This window comes from Butyrivibrio sp. WCE2006 (genome assembly GCF_000701985.1).
Lineage (GTDB): Bacteria > Bacillota > Clostridia > Lachnospirales > Lachnospiraceae > Butyrivibrio.
Genome location: NZ_JNKH01000007.1, coordinates 154,704 through 169,235, shown reverse-complemented (window position 1 = coordinate 169,235; position 14,532 = coordinate 154,704). Strand labels below are relative to the sequence as shown.

Sequence of the window (14,532 nt, the reverse complement as noted above, 5' to 3'; positions counted from 1 at the left end):
AGAGATCGCTCATGCCGGTCAGCAGAAAATTCTGCGGCTTTTTCTTTTCCATCATACGAAGCTTTCCTTGAAAAAACTGTGGCTTTTCAAAATCATCTATGATGTGATAACGCCTCGTATTGTTTCTGGCATAGCAGTACGGACATCCAACAGTGCACCCTATAACAAGATTCATGTTCTGAATCTGATCTTTAATACAGATACTCATTTGTCACTCCATTCCTCAAGGTTTACCCTGATGCGGTTAAGATACTCTTCAAACTGAAGAATCTCTTTATCCGTAAAATCACGATAATAAATATTCCCCATCTCATTGGATACGGAGTCATAAGCTTCTTTAAGTTCTTTGGCTTTATCCGTGAGGAACAGAAGAGTTTTTCTCTTATCAGCTTCATCAGTTTTGCGGCTTATCAGTCCGTTTTTTTCCATCCGCTCAAGCATGGTTGTAAGTGAAGTAATTGCAAGTCCGCTTTTCTCGGAAATAATTTTAATAGGAACACCATCTTCCTGCCATAAGACATAAAGAATCCTTCCCTGAGCTCCGTTGAATGCATCAATGTTTTTTTCTGCCAGTATCCTTTCAAATATACGATCACCCAGCTGTTTTATTTTTGTAACAAGAAATCCACCATTTGTCTTCATAATTAAATACTCCTATATCGTAGTTTTATACTACGATATAGGAGTATTTTTGTCAAGCACACATATCATAACTTCGGATTTTATGTTCTATCATTCATCTCGAAAAACCTGAATCTGATAACGTGTTCCATCTGCTATAGTCTTCTACCAAACTCCCTAATTTCATTAAGTTTTTTCCTTTATTACACCTACATTTAATTTTTCAGACACAAAACCATGTTCAATCATTTCTTTTCTTCTTTCGAGAATAGAATTTTGCTCTCCAACAGAAGTAATCACCCCGATATCTTCTACCCCCAGGATTTTTGTTGTGATTTTATGGATTTCCATAATACCTTCATAAATCCCATCGATTCTGCTACTTAGAAGCATGGCGCACTTTTTAAGTTTTTCCGGCTTACCCATTGCGTAAATTCTACTTATTGCTGATTGTAATGGGCCACTAATGTTGTTGAAGAACATTGGAGATGCAAGACTCATTACCTCCGCCTGCTCCAAAGATTGAATCCCGGTGTGATCTTCGCCTGTCCCGTCGGCTCCTCATACCCCTGCTTTTCCATGATTTCTGCGCAGGCATTTCTGAGTTGTATTCCCGCATATGTTGGATGCAGTTTGCGACACCCTTCTGAATCACACAGCTCGTCACTGCGATATTCAGCATCGATGAGAGTGTCGCTATCGGCGAAAAAATCGTCGTAGTTCTCACCCTGCTGTCCTTTCAGAAACAGATGAACATTACTATCCTTGCCTTCCTGGGTAACAATAATTCTCTCAACAATACTTCTGATAATTGATACAATGACTTCCGGATCTTCATCCTTGGTCATTTTCTCAAAATTCATTGCTATTTCAAGCTCATCCATCGGGCACTTCCAAGAGTAGTTTTTTCCTACTCCCTAACAGCCGATGCAATGGAGGATCGAAGCAAAGTCTCCCCTGCGTGCTTTCTCCGGCATTTCGGGATCTGCAAGGGAAGCCCTTCCCATTGTACAAAGATCAGCGCTTCCGGATGCAAGGATGTTTTCCGCAAGCATCGGGTCATTGATTCTGCCGACTGCGATAACCGGAATATCCACGACCATTTTCAATTCGGCCGCGTGATGGACAAAGCCGCCGACAGGAACCGGCGCAGGCGGGATGATAATATGTCCGGTCGCAAATACGCCCTGTGAACAATGGATACAGTCCGCACCAGCATCCTCTATCAGCCTTGCAATCAGCTTCGCCTCTTCTATTTCAAGTCCGCCAGGAACATATTCTTCCGAACTCATGCGATAGAAGATCGGAAAATCCTCACCCGCCGTCTTACGGATTGCCTGTATGATCTCCCGCGGAAATCTTGTCCGGTTCTCGGTGGTACCTCCATATTCATCACAGCGTTTGTTCTACCATGTCAGGAACAGAATAAACTTTTATATCACCATCATCACTCAAGAGTACATTTTTCATCTTAAATTCCTTTAGACCATCATTTTTAGCGGAGTTGGAGAATAGCACCTGCTGAACCATCGCCTCCAGCAAACCGCGCATTGTATGCCAATTTTACCTTACTTCTTTTACCATCATATTGATAACTATAAGCAGTATGACTACCGAAATCCATATGGTTTTTATCCCAATGATTCCGGATATTACTCCGCCAAATCCTGCTCCTATAGCAAATATCAGAATGATTCCAAAGAAGTGAAATGATTTGTACAAAGATTGTTTGTTTTTGTCTCTAAGGTATTTAGAAAGGCTCTCTGTTCCACTTCTCAGATTTCCAATGCACATGGTACTTGCATATCCATATCCATGTACTTTTCTAAATGTTTGCACCTGCATGGCACATGAAAATGACACAATCATATTTGCTATCATATTCATATCCATGGGGAGAAGTCCGACAATGCTAAGCGCAATCATTTCAATTATTATGATAATCTGTCTCCAGTGGATTTTTTCAGCACATTTATACTCGTTTTCAATTCTCTCTGCTATAAAAATCCCAGCAGCAAACGAAAAAAGCGGACACATATAGTGTAACCCCTGCATAAAATTACCCTGCATCAGGTTCTGACTCATTAAAACAACATTGCCGGTCTGTGCATTGGCAAAGACTTTATCCCTCATATTATATGTATACGCATCCTGTAATCCTCCTGAAAAGGATAATAATGCACTTAATCGAAAACTCTCAGATGTCTGCATATTTCTCCTACATATTTTATTATCGCGGAATAGTTACTCATGAATGTAATTCTTTTATTTCATGAGTTTACGGATCGTCTTCAATAATTCGTCCACGATTTCTTCATCGTCATTTTTTATGCCGTCCGTAACGCATCCTTTCAGGTGATATCCAAGAAGTTCCTGATTAAAGCCGTCTATTGCTGAGGCTGCAGACATGGACTGTTGAAGGATGTCGTTGCAATATACGTCATCCTCGATCATTTTTTCCAGGCCACGTATCTGCCCTTCCAGACGTTTCAACCGGTTGGTCAGAGCCTTTTTCTGTGCTGCTGTTCTGACTGTCTTTTTATGTGCCATAAGTAATCTCCCTATTATTCATATGTTGACTAATAGTATCATATCCCGGCTATTTATTGTACAGAAACAACCTTATAGCCAAGATCTTCTATCTCCTTTATCAAGGTGTCATCCTCTACCTCTTTTTCGTACTTCACAACAGCTTGCTTCTTTTTGAGGTTCAGTTTTGCAGATACGCCATCAATTCTGTTGATCCGTATATTTTTTAAACTCAGTCAAAATATTATTTCTGTCCATATGTACTGATTATTCCATTTCCAGTGTTTTATAGTTTTTCTAAATCACATACTTTTAGCAATCTTTACCAGCCTGCTTGTGCCAAGTCTGTGTGCTCCAAGTTCAATAAATTTCTCAGCATCTTCAATTGATGCAATACCGCCTGATGCCTTGATCTTGATATTTGGACCACAGTGTTTTGCAAAGAGTTCTATATCTTCAAAGGTTGCACCGCCTGTTGAGAAACCTGTTGAAGTCTTGATATAGTCTGCCTTTGACTGCGTAACAATCTCACACATCTTGATCTTCTCCTCTTCTGTAAGAAGGCAGCACTCAATGATAACCTTCATGGTATGGTCGCCACAGGCTTCTTTGAGTTCATTGATCTCATCAAGAACAAACTTATAATTCTTAGCTTTCAGCTCCCCTATGTTTATAACAATGTCGATCTCTGTTGCTCCGTTTGCAAGCGCATCCTTTGTCTCAAAAACCTTGGATGCAGTTGTTGTATTTCCATTCGGGAATCCGATTACTGTTGTTATAGGCATATCAGGGCCCATATACTCACGGGCTTTCTTCACATAATATGGAGGAATGCATACGGAAGCCGTATGGTACTTCATACCATCGTCGCATATCTCTTTTATCTCATCCCATGTGCTTCCCTGAGCAAGCAGTGTGTGATCAACCATCTTTAATATTTCTTCAAGTTTCATTCGAGTATCCTCCATTCTTCGACCTAAGGGTGGTACCGCTTGCGGTGGATTCCCTAGGTCCATCCAAAAATTTCATAGTCTTTTTGGTTCATAATTTGACAATAAATACGGGACGACAAAATAGTCCCCCCTACCATTTGCAATATATACTAGGGGGGAGTATTTGTCAACGCCTATTTTTCTTTTACCATATTCCCATTACATGCTGCATCAAAAGGCTGACAACTGTTATTCCGATCCAGCAACAGCCGCCAAGCAAAATCGGCTTCCCACCTGATTTAATTAGTTTGATTATGTTACTGTTCAAGCCAATAGCAGCCATGGCCATTATTATAAAGAACTTGCTAAGTTCCTTAAGTGGCTTAAAAACATAAGAAGGGACACCTGCTCTCAAGCAAATAGTTGTGATAATTGAAGCAATCACAAAGAAGACTATGAACATCGGAAATGCTCTTCTAAAGCTAAAGCCATTTGTCGAACTTCCATCCTTTTTTGCTTCCCTTGCCCTCAAATACGCAAGTACCAGTGTAATAGGTATGATAGCCAGTGTTCTTGTAAGCTTGACCGTAACTGCCTTATCAAGAGTCTGACTCCCCAGGTTCCACATACTATCCCAGGTTGATGCAGCTGCGGTGACGGAAGAAGTATCATTAACTGCAGTTCCCGCAAAAATACCGAAAGCCTCTCCTGTTGTGATATCAAAACCTATAAGCTTTCCCAGCGAAGGAAAAAGAAGTGCTGCCAGCACGTTAAAGAAAAATATCACAGAAATTGCCTGTGCCACTTCATCATCATCCGCATCAATGACAGGAGCCGTAGCTGCAATTGCTGAGCCGCCGCATATTGATGAGCCAACTCCGATAAGAGTAGCTGTGTTTCCTTTGATATTCATAACCTTATGAAGAATCCATGATAGGATAAGCGATGTTGAAATCGTGCAGATAATTATAGGAAGTGACTGTTTCCCGGTCTGAAGAACGACCGAAAGATTCATACCAAATCCAAGGAGGACAACAGCCTCCTGCAGAATTATCTTTGATGTAAACTTTATTCCATCAGCCGCCTTCCCCTTGTCATTCCAGAACAGGGCTATTATCATGCCCAGAATGATTGCAATCACCGCTCCGCCAACGACAGGGAAGCGCTTTCCCAGGAGCCATGAAGGAACTGCAATAGTGAAGCATACTATTACTCCCATGTAATTCTTTTTCAAAAAATCCATCTCAAGACCTCTCTCTCTTTTTAATCTGTTCTTTCGCAGGTCTTATTCTATTCTGTCTTTTGAAAAAGATAAAATTATATATTATTATATATCCATAAACATTTCTTATCGTTAGGGAGGACTGATTATGCTGGATTTCAGGATAGATACCTTTCTATGTGTTTGCAGGCACCTCAATTTCACCAAGGCGTCTAAGGAGCTGAATATTACTCAGCCCGCTGTTTCTCAGCACATACATCATCTTGAAAATGAATACGGGACAAAGCTGTTTACTCAGGATGGAAAAAAACTTTTTCTAACTGATAACGGAAAACTCCCGTATAAAAAAATGAATCAGATAAAAAATGATGATGAAAGTCTCAAAGAAATACTTTCAAAGAATAACCATGGCTTAAAAGACATCTCTTTTGGTGTCACCATGACCATAGGAGAATACATAATTGCTGATCCGATCAGTGATTACATAAAAAATCACCCGGATACTAATCTTAAGATTACATTTGGCAACACATCGGAGCTTCTTAAAAAACTCTCCGACGGTGTTATAGATTTTGCACTTGTAGAAGGATATTTCCCTGAAAATGATTATGAAACGCTGCTTTTTAGCAAAGAAGAGTTCGTTCCTGTCTGTTCGGCAAAGCACTCTTTCAATCAGAAGCCACGCGTGATAAAAGATCTCTTTCCCGAGCGAATTCTTATAAGAGAACCCGGTTCAGGAACGCGCAATATATTGGAAAGAGCTCTTGCCCTGAACAATTACTCCACAAGTGATTTTAGGAATTTTACCCAGGTGGAGAACATGCATGCCATAATAAGCCTTATTGAAAAAGATTGTGGCATCACCTTTTTATATAAAGCAGCGGTTGCATCAGGACTGCAGGCCGGATATCTGAAAACAATCCCCCTTGACGACTTTAGGGTAAAACATGATTTTACCTTCATCTGGCCCAAAGATACTGTTTTCAGTGAAGAGATCCGTGCAATATGTGAGGAAATACAACCTATAACTCATTCTGCATGAAGTTCATGTTCTTTTTCATAAAGCTTGTTATCCTGCCGTCTCATGAAAATCATCCGGGACAGAAAAAGAATCAAGCTACTTCCTACAAAAATCTGAATCGGATATGTGATTAGTACGCTTTCAGATATTATCATGCTCAGCATGGTAATAGCGCCAACCGGTGGCATATACATCTTAGTAAAATGAATAACGATAAGCATACCACTTGTAGCAACAATTGCTGAAATCGTAATAGGAAGCCCTATCCAAATAGCAAAGAAATATCTTGAAATCACACCAATTATGGCACACACAGTTATCACTGCCACCGTTTTGACTGGCATATTTCTTGTTTTGTTCCTTGGCCTGGAAAACTCAGTAAATGCCACAAGTAACGGAGGTGCCACAACAAATCTATAACCCGTTCTGAATGCAACACCGGCTATTACTGTCACACAAAGGATTCTAATGGAAGTATCTACCATATCGTCCCTGGAATTCAGCATCACAGGAACATATTCCTCATCTGCTCGGATTCCCTGAAATAGAAAAAGTTTATGAAACAATATTACAAGTAATGTCAGTACAAATGCAGCTATAGGATACACTATACTTGTAGTATGCATCATCACCGGGAGCACTATTGCTGAGACAAATGGTGCAAACGTGGTTCCTGAAAACATAAAGATTACCTGAGCGATTGTGAATGCCAAAATCACTTCGATATACGTATCAAACGTAACAAATCTTACAATGCACACTCCTATTACCGCACAGCCTGTTATCAGTGAAAGCATACGCTTTCCATTAACCTTCCAGCTTCTATTTTTTGCCACCATATATCCAACTGCTAATGCTGTTATCTCAGGAAATATAATCTCCTTCTCATTTAAAGTTTCTGCAAATAGTGTCATCAGCGCTACTAACAGAACTGTACAAGCGTATGGTATTATTCTCTTGACTCTATACATATTCTATAAAAAACATGCAATCAATGTGATGATTGCGATTCCTCCTTTAGTCAATTTTAATCAGGATCTGCAAAAGAATTAAGCATATATAGTAAATAAAAGTTACTATTCCAAGCAAGTGGCTTTGCAAATCAAGCCGCTTGTGCTTTTTCGGCAGCTGTTTCTACAACAGTGCTCTTTGAGTCAAGCTCCTTAATTACACTTCTTGTCGTCAGAACAACAGCTACTGATGTTACAATGTCCGCTACAGGAGCTGAGAAAAGAACTCCCTCAACTCCAAATAACATAGGAAGAACGATAGCAAGCGGAACGCTTAATATGGCATATCTCCGCAGCCTCCGTGAAGCTGTTCTCCTGCACTATTATTAGAATGAGTCTTTCAGTTTCAATTCTACGCACCATTACGCCTCCAACACTTTTCAGATATTTATCTTCTACTATATCCGTTTTCAAAAAATAAAAAAAGTCATCTGGCAGTTTTATCTGCTAGATGACTTCAAAATCGTGTATTATTGTGATTATCTTCTCCAGAATCTGATATTAAGCAAAATAGTTATAACTGTTCCAACTCCAGTAATTATCAGCCGTGTGTTCATAGGTGTCACATCACTAAGTTCATAGCATAGAAAAGCGACAACCAGACAGCCAATAATACTTCCCATAATCTTGGCAATAGTAAAACAGTGTTCAAGAATGAGCGTAGCAATTACAGTTACCCCATATATAATCAGACACGTTTTTGAATCCAATCCCATGTTACGAGTAAGGAATAATGGAATAAAGCCAGCACTGGCAGCATTGAGGATATCAATCCTCATAATGAGAATCCCAACAGCTGAAAGGACCAATGCAAGCGGAATAGCAGCAAGACCTCCCAGAGCGCCGGCAGCACTGCTTGAAACACTATCTGATACGCTATCGTGTCTATTAAAGAAAAACTTATCTTCATCCCACATTATTTGTCACCCTTTTTAATCTGATTCAATTTGTTGACATACACTGCAGCCCTGCAATAGAACTTGAGCTGCTCTTCGCCATCTTTTATTGTTGTGGCTCTCTCGACTCCTTTTGCTGTACCCTTCTTGACTGCCTCATTAAACATCTTGCCAAGACGGGCTCTTATCTGAGCCGGTGATTCCTTGATCTTGTACTCTACAAGTACCTCATTCACATCTGCAAAAGTAGGAAGATCTGCCAGAGTGAACTCTTTATCCATCTTCTTGGCTTCCTTGATCATCTCGCCAACGGCCACTGTATAGTCGTAGGTAGTTCTTTTACCAAAGCGCTCTTCCAGCATCTCGCAGATATAATAATTGACTGTGATGTTCTGCTTCTTGGCTTCTTTCTCGATACGATCATACATATCCTGTGTAAGTGATAGATTTACTCTTGGCATATCTTCATCCTCCTATGAGTGTTGAACAGTCATGTTATATTTTGATTATATGAGTGTCGAACACATATGTCAAATGTGTTTACATGGCTCTGTATGCCTGATCATGACTGACCTCTGACTGGTAATAGCTCCCCATAGTAGTAGGTGCATTGAAAAGAGCTGATAGAAGATAGTTCTTTATATTCCGCACCTTGGTGGTATTATCCTTCATACATCCCATAACATACTCAAGATGCATATGGTTAAGCTTCAGGAACTTGGACTTAACAAGATTTGTCGGATACTCGTTCTTGGAGATCCAAATGGTTGGATTCTGGCAAAGAACTGTCTCAAGCACCAGATCATAGATGCCTGATAAGCAGGAAGTGCCTCTTCAGACTTAACTTGGATATACAAATAACTCCCCATTAACGTAATGAGGCTCTCCATCCGGACAATGATATTCACATGGCAGCACTGGATTTCATATTATATTCACCCCCCTAGCACACACATAGGCTCATGCCACTCATTCCTCAAAAAAATGCTCTCCGGGTCCGGCTGTTAATTCTGTTCCCCCGGGGAGAATGATCTTAGCCTCGCAATTGGCGGGGATAACAACATTGTATACAACCTTACCATCCTTCTTTTCCCAGTCACTCTCCACCTTACCAAAGACGCTGTTATATGAAGCCTTGGCAAATGTGAAACTTCCTCCGGGTCTTGGTGAGATTACAAAGCGGTTTTCACCATCAACATTTATTCCACACATGGACTTAAAGAGCCACTCGCAGACAGCACCTTTGGAGTAATGGTTCAAAGATCCGAGACCTGCTCCCTGAGTGTTGAATGGTCCTGACCAGTTCTCCCAGATGGTCGTAGCGCCATTTTTTGGCATGGAGAGCCATCCGGGAATCTCCTTGTTCTCTAGGAGCTTATAGGCTGAATCAATATCATACTCAGCAAGTACAAACAGGATCAGTGGTGATGACAAAAAGCCTGTTCCCAGTCTCCATCCATAATTCTCCAGAGCTGTGATCAGTCTCTTCCTTGCATATTCCTTTTGTTTATCATTAAGAAGACCAAGCGCCAGCGGTCTTACAAGCTGGGCCTGTCTGTCAGTATCCAGAGTGTACTTACCGCCGGAAACCAGCTCCTGATAGGCTTTCCTGCATCCTTCTGAATATGAGCGGAATTCCTCAGCATCGCTGCCATGCCCCAGTTCATCAGCAATTTCAGCCATAAGCCCAAGTACATAAGCAGTGTAAGCAGTTGACACTTCAGGATGTGGAGCTACAAAATCCTGCCACTTAAAGGCGCAGACATCCTCAGGCTCAGCCCATTCACCATAACTCTGGCCTGCATTTACCAGGTACTTCGCATTCTCTTCTGAAAGTTTTATCTTTTCTCCAAAGATCTTTGAGCTCTTTCCACATCTCTTTTCCATGAATCTGGCATACCTTGCCATGCGGTCATAGAACTCCCTGATCATGGACTCATCCCCAAACATCTTCCAGAATCTGTAGGGGATCAGAATTCCCACATCAGACCAGCCAACGGATCCATTCATGGCGTTCATGTATTTATCAACACCTCCTGCAGGTGCTATCTGGGGAAGCTTACCATTACCGGACTGCAGATCATATACATCATGCAAGTACTTATTTGAAAATGCAGCAAAGTCAAACATGTATGCTGCAGTCTCAAAGAAGATCTGTGCATCTCCTGTCCATCCATGTCTCTCACGGGTTGGACAGTCTGTAGGGATATCCAAATGATTACCTTTTGCTGACCACACCGTTGCTTCAAAAAGGTTATTCAAAAGTTCATCGGAACTCTCAAAAAACCCCGTCTGCTCCATATCCGAGTACACTGCGATAGCCGTAAAATCCTCAGCCTTAAACTCCGCTTCAGTCTCCACAAGGGCATACCTGAATCCAAAAACCGCAAAGGTTGTCTTATATTCATTAACTCCGTCTTTGCAGAAGTACTCCACCTGCTGCAAAGGCGTAGTATATCCGTTCTTTTTCTTAAGCTGGATGTTTTTCTGGGTGAACTCTCCATCCGAATCAAGCATTTCCCCGAACTTGAGAAGTACTCTCTGTCCTGCTTTCGCATTCAGGTTAAAAGAGATTATTCCGGCAATATTCTGTCCGAAATCAAGAACCTTCTTCCCAGCGGGCGTCGTAATAAGCGCAGGCTTAAAACGCTCATGCTCTGTAACCGGGACATTGTTTGAGGCAGTTGGAAGGACGCTGTACTTTGTGGCTTTGGCCTTTCCTCTAAACAGCGGAACCCTGAAAGCCTCCACCACTTCGCCATCCTTGTTGTCTGCAAAACGAATCGTACCGTCGCTGCACCAGTCCCAGCTATCATCTGTTACGATCACGTTCTTTACACCATTTGTATAGGTCAACTCAAGCTGTGCCAGAATCTTGGTCCTTATGCCGTACTGGTTCTTAAGTCCCCAGGCCCCACAGCTTCCGCGATACCAGCCATCTGCCAGCTGCAAAGTAATCTCGTTTTTGCCGGTCTTTACAAGCCCCGTCACGTCTATGGTCTGATACTGAACGCGTCTTCTGTAATCGGTATGTCCCGGAGCCATGTAAAAATCCCCGGTCTTTTCACCGCCGATCCTTGCTTCATAGGTTCCGCAGGCAGTAATATAGAGCCTTGCTTTTTCAACGGGGCTTTCAACCTTAAATTCTTTTCTGAACAGATCCACCGGATATCTATCATTCCTGTTGACCTTATAATCCCCGGTAATCCATTTAGCTTCCCAGGATGATATTCCCATCTCAAAAAAGCTCTCGCTCCACTCTCCCGCAACGCCGTTTTCATCAAAGAGCCTGATCTTCCAATTAACCCTCTCCCTGTCTGCAAGCTCTTTTGGATAAAACGCGTGCATAGAAGATGTTTCAACCTTCCCGCTGTCCCAGTTATCAGTGACGATCTGATAGGCGCTCTGCTTAACGCCGCCCTCACAGTTCCACATAAGTCTTGGGTGCTGTACATCAATCCCCAGGGGATTAACAAGATATTCTGTTCGTAGTCTGATTGCCTTCATTTCTTATATCTCCATCAAAAGCCGCGCCCTGGTTATTTGCTTTTTCCTGCACATTAAGAGCTGCTATTACAGCTTCATACATAGGCTTTGCTTCAGGAGCCTGAACCAGCATCTCCGTAAGAGTCATGCCCATGGCATATCCGATCATGGGATTATCCAGCATTCCCGGAGCAAACTGTTCAAACATGTCCTTTGCAAGCTGATTCTGCAATATCTCGCCAAGAGTGCTCTCCATGCTGTATCTCTCCACAGTCAGATCCGTATCAGTAGCATAGTCGAACTCATAGGTTCCGGAACCAAGCACCTTAGTCTCAGTCTGCTCAGGAAGGGTCAACTCAGCCGTAGTATTAACCGGAACAACAACCTTAACCTTTATCCTTCTATCTTTGCAGCTCACATGACTCTCTATGGTTCCGTACATGGTTTCAAAAGACCTGTCGAAAGAATAAATGCCCTTCACCAGCATCGGCTTTACCCTGAATCTCTTGTATCCGGGCTCAAGCTGCTCGATTCCACTTATCTTCCTGAACATCCAGTCTGCGATCGAACCATAGGCATAGTGATTAAGAGAGTTCATTCCGGACACATCAAAGTCACCCTCCGGGGTGATGGAGTTCCATCTCTCCCAAATCGTTGTTGCCCCCTTATTTACGGCATAGAGCCATGAAGGATAGTCCTCACGCATGAAAAGAACTGTTGCCAGATCATGAGCGCCGTTCTCGGAAAGCACATGGCAAAGGTATGGAGTTCCTACAAAACCTGTCACCAGGTGATTCTTGTGTGCAGCTATATTTTCAACCAAAGCATCAAGGATTCGCTTTCTGTCCTTTTCTCTTGCCAGTCCGAAGAAAAGAGATATCACTGCCCCGGTCTGTGTCTCACTTACGATACGTCCTGTCGAGGTATAATACTCACTCCTGAAAGCTTCAAGGGTCTTTTCATAAAGCTTAGAGTAGCTCTTTTCGGCATCGGAATGTCCGAGAACTTTGGCTGTCTTTCTCACAATATCGGTCACATACAGATAGTAAGCATTTGCTATAAGATACTTGTCTGTCGCACCGGTCCTGTCAGCCATCTCCTCCTTATCCAGCGCAAGCCAGTCACCGTACTGAAAGCCGGTCTGCCAAAGGCCGTTATCGCCGCAGTGATTCCTTATATGATCAACCCATTCATGCATGCACTGCCAGGAATCTGAAAGAATCCTTGTATCGCCATAGGTCTGATAAACAGCCCATGGAATGATAACAGCTGCATCCGACCAGGCTGACGAACTGTAGGAGCCCAGTATATCCGGAACCACATGAGGCACACCCTTTTCAAGAGATGACTCGGCACCAATATCCTTCATCCATTTGCTGTAGAACCTGGCTGTGTTTCTGATCTCTGAAGCAGTCCAGCAAAAAACCTGGGCATCTCCCATCCAGCCGAGCCTTTCGTCCCTCTGAGGGCAATCTGTCGGAACATCAAGGAAGTTATCCCTAAAGCTCCAGGTCACATTGCTATAGAGCTGATTGACCTTCTTATTTGAGCACTCAAAATCTCCGATCTCTTCCATATCAGAGTGGATCACCAGAGCTGTGAACATGTCCTCTGTGAGATCCTCAATGCCTTCGATCTTCGCATACCTGAAGCCATGGAAAGTGAATTTAGGTGAAAGAACCTGCCTCTCTCCATTAAGCACAAACGCATCTATGGACACGGCTTTTCGCAAAGTTTCAGGATAAAAGACTCCGTTCTTATCCAGGGTCTCAGCATGCTTAACTGTTACCTTCTGCCCTTTTTTGCCCTTTATATTAAGCTCAACAACACCTGTAAGGTTTTGCCCGAAATCCACAAGCTTATTGCCTTCGGGATCTGTAAATATCTTTACGGGTTTAAGCCTCTTTGTTACCCTGACAGGCTCATTTTCCTGGGCAACAAGGGTCTTTGGATCGAACTCCGTTACTGATACCTTACCCTCTGCAAAATCAGCTTTTGTGGTATCTACCGACTCTCCCATATAGATCTCACTTGATAGAATCTGCCCTTCTCTTACGCCCCAGTTCTCATCAGTAAAGATTTTGTCGCAGCTTCCATCCTCATAGAAAACGTGAATCTCAGCAAAAGCAGCAACCCTGTCACCATAATTATTGGGCTTTAGAGTGAATCCAAGGATGCCCTTATACCATCCGTTTCCAACTGTGATCTCAACGAAGTTTCTTTTATCAATAAGCTCAGTAATATCATAGATCTGATACTGAAGCCTGTTTTTGTAGCTGGTCCACCCGGGAGCCATTCTCAGGTCTCCTGCAGTCTTTCCGTTTACGCTCATCTCATAAACGCCGTAGCTTGTGACGTAGGCAACAGCTCTTTTAACCTTTTTCCTGGTAGCAAAAGAACTGTAGAACACAGGACAGCTCTTGTTATCCTCTGACAAGTCGTGGGTGATCATGCGCGCCTGAAAGCTTGCAGGGTCAAATATACCGGTAACGAAACCGCCTTCAATCTCGCTTTTTTCATCATGATTGTCGCAGGCTTCCACGTGAACACTGTATGCCGTCTCATCTAAAAGAGCATCTCCCGCATACTCCACATGTATTGATGCATCTGACTCTATCAACTTGCTGTCCCAGACAGTGTTTCCGCTATCAGATTCAGTGACAACAATGCGATAGTTCTTCTGCATGGTATCGGTCCTGCCGGACTTAAGTTTCCAGGAAAACCTTGGATTTTTTACTGAAAGTCCGAAAGGAGCTTTGTCATATTCTATTCTAAGGTCATATAAATTCATTTTATTATTCCTCTCACTTGGGAA

Annotated in this window: 18 protein-coding genes and 1 pseudogene; 1 reads left to right on the top strand and 18 read right to left on the bottom strand. The window is 42.4% G+C overall.

What is annotated here, in order from left to right:
• The 11 genes and pseudogenes from T501_RS07285 to T501_RS07245 form a co-directional block, all read right to left on the bottom strand.
• A pseudogene (locus tag T501_RS07285) lies at nucleotides 1-208 on the bottom strand (radical SAM mobile pair protein A); the annotation flags it as partial.
• Entirely contained in the window at nucleotides 205-642 is a 438-nt protein-coding gene (locus tag T501_RS07280; protein WP_013282512.1) for a radical SAM mobile pair system MarR family transcriptional regulator, read from the bottom strand. The gene T501_RS07280 and the pseudogene T501_RS07285, both read right to left, overlap by 4 nt.
• Nucleotides 643-807: 165 nt before the next feature.
• Nucleotides 808-1,122, bottom strand: coding sequence for a hypothetical protein (locus T501_RS07275; RefSeq protein WP_050008183.1), 315 nt, complete (start codon nucleotides 1,120-1,122; stop codon nucleotides 808-810).
• Nucleotides 1,122-1,505, bottom strand: coding sequence for a hypothetical protein (locus T501_RS22850; protein WP_044914009.1), 384 nt, complete (start codon nucleotides 1,503-1,505; stop codon nucleotides 1,122-1,124). The genes T501_RS07275 and T501_RS22850 overlap by 1 nt, the downstream gene beginning before the upstream one ends.
• Before the next feature lie 33 nt (nucleotides 1,506-1,538).
• Nucleotides 1,539-1,967: an oxidoreductase gene (locus T501_RS07265; protein ID WP_442856354.1), complete on the bottom strand. Its 429-nt coding sequence runs from the start codon at nucleotides 1,965-1,967 to the stop codon at nucleotides 1,539-1,541.
• Nucleotides 1,968-2,013: 46 nt separating this feature from the next.
• A complete protein-coding gene (locus tag T501_RS22845) occupies nucleotides 2,014-2,172 on the bottom strand; it encodes a hypothetical protein (protein ID WP_155994806.1) in 159 nt (52 codons plus the stop codon).
• Nucleotides 2,173-2,184: 12 nt separating this feature from the next.
• Nucleotides 2,185-2,832 carry a YoaK family protein gene (locus T501_RS07260; RefSeq protein WP_035773381.1) on the bottom strand — a complete coding sequence of 216 codons (648 nt, stop codon included), beginning with the start codon at nucleotides 2,830-2,832 and terminating at the stop codon, nucleotides 2,185-2,187.
• 54 nt (nucleotides 2,833-2,886) lie between these two features.
• On the bottom strand, nucleotides 2,887-3,171 hold the full coding sequence (locus tag T501_RS07255; protein WP_022762007.1) for a metal-sensing transcriptional repressor: 285 nt from the start codon (nucleotides 3,169-3,171) through the stop codon (nucleotides 2,887-2,889).
• A 53-nt stretch (nucleotides 3,172-3,224) separates the two neighbouring features.
• Entirely contained in the window at nucleotides 3,225-3,356 is a 132-nt protein-coding gene (locus T501_RS22680; protein WP_255345354.1) for a heavy-metal-associated domain-containing protein, read from the bottom strand.
• Nucleotides 3,357-3,452: 96 nt separating this feature from the next.
• Nucleotides 3,453-4,103 (bottom strand): deoxyribose-phosphate aldolase, encoded by a 651-nt coding sequence (deoC, locus tag T501_RS07250; RefSeq protein WP_022762004.1) that lies wholly within the window; start codon nucleotides 4,101-4,103, stop codon nucleotides 3,453-3,455.
• A 184-nt stretch (nucleotides 4,104-4,287) separates the two neighbouring features.
• The gene (locus T501_RS07245) at nucleotides 4,288-5,325 is read right to left on the bottom strand and encodes a YeiH family protein (protein ID WP_026496659.1); all 1,038 of its coding nucleotides are present in this window, start codon (nucleotides 5,323-5,325) and stop codon (nucleotides 4,288-4,290) included.
• 127 nt (nucleotides 5,326-5,452) lie between these two features.
• On the opposite strand from T501_RS07245, the gene T501_RS07240 reads away from it, so the two are divergent.
• Entirely contained in the window at nucleotides 5,453-6,346 is an 894-nt protein-coding gene (locus tag T501_RS07240; RefSeq protein WP_044914005.1) for a LysR family transcriptional regulator, read from the top strand.
• Here T501_RS07240 and T501_RS07235 read toward each other — a convergent pair.
• The 7 genes from T501_RS07235 to T501_RS07210 form a co-directional block, all read right to left on the bottom strand.
• Entirely contained in the window at nucleotides 6,334-7,296 is a 963-nt protein-coding gene (locus tag T501_RS07235) for a hypothetical protein (protein WP_155994805.1), read from the bottom strand. The genes T501_RS07240 and T501_RS07235 overlap by 13 nt on opposite strands.
• A gap of 131 nt (nucleotides 7,297-7,427) precedes the next feature.
• Nucleotides 7,428-7,583: a hypothetical protein gene (locus T501_RS21255; protein ID WP_155994804.1), complete on the bottom strand. Its 156-nt coding sequence runs from the start codon at nucleotides 7,581-7,583 to the stop codon at nucleotides 7,428-7,430.
• Nucleotides 7,584-7,814: 231 nt separating this feature from the next.
• Nucleotides 7,815-8,252 carry a hypothetical protein gene (locus T501_RS07230; RefSeq protein ID WP_044914002.1) on the bottom strand — a complete coding sequence of 146 codons (438 nt, stop codon included), beginning with the start codon at nucleotides 8,250-8,252 and terminating at the stop codon, nucleotides 7,815-7,817.
• Nucleotides 8,252-8,692 (bottom strand): hypothetical protein, encoded by a 441-nt coding sequence (locus T501_RS07225; protein ID WP_026499363.1) that lies wholly within the window; start codon nucleotides 8,690-8,692, stop codon nucleotides 8,252-8,254. The genes T501_RS07230 and T501_RS07225 overlap by 1 nt, the downstream gene beginning before the upstream one ends.
• 79 nt (nucleotides 8,693-8,771) lie before the next feature.
• On the bottom strand, nucleotides 8,772-9,041 hold the full coding sequence (locus T501_RS07220; protein ID WP_044914057.1) for a DUF6017 domain-containing protein: 270 nt from the start codon (nucleotides 9,039-9,041) through the stop codon (nucleotides 8,772-8,774).
• 159 nt (nucleotides 9,042-9,200) lie between these two features.
• Nucleotides 9,201-11,738: a family 78 glycoside hydrolase catalytic domain gene (locus T501_RS07215; RefSeq protein ID WP_044914001.1), complete on the bottom strand. Its 2,538-nt coding sequence runs from the start codon at nucleotides 11,736-11,738 to the stop codon at nucleotides 9,201-9,203.
• Nucleotides 11,701-14,508 (bottom strand): alpha-L-rhamnosidase, encoded by a 2,808-nt coding sequence (locus tag T501_RS07210; protein WP_081843072.1) that lies wholly within the window; start codon nucleotides 14,506-14,508, stop codon nucleotides 11,701-11,703. The genes T501_RS07215 and T501_RS07210 overlap by 38 nt, the downstream gene beginning before the upstream one ends.
• Nucleotides 14,509-14,532 lie beyond the last annotated feature (24 nt).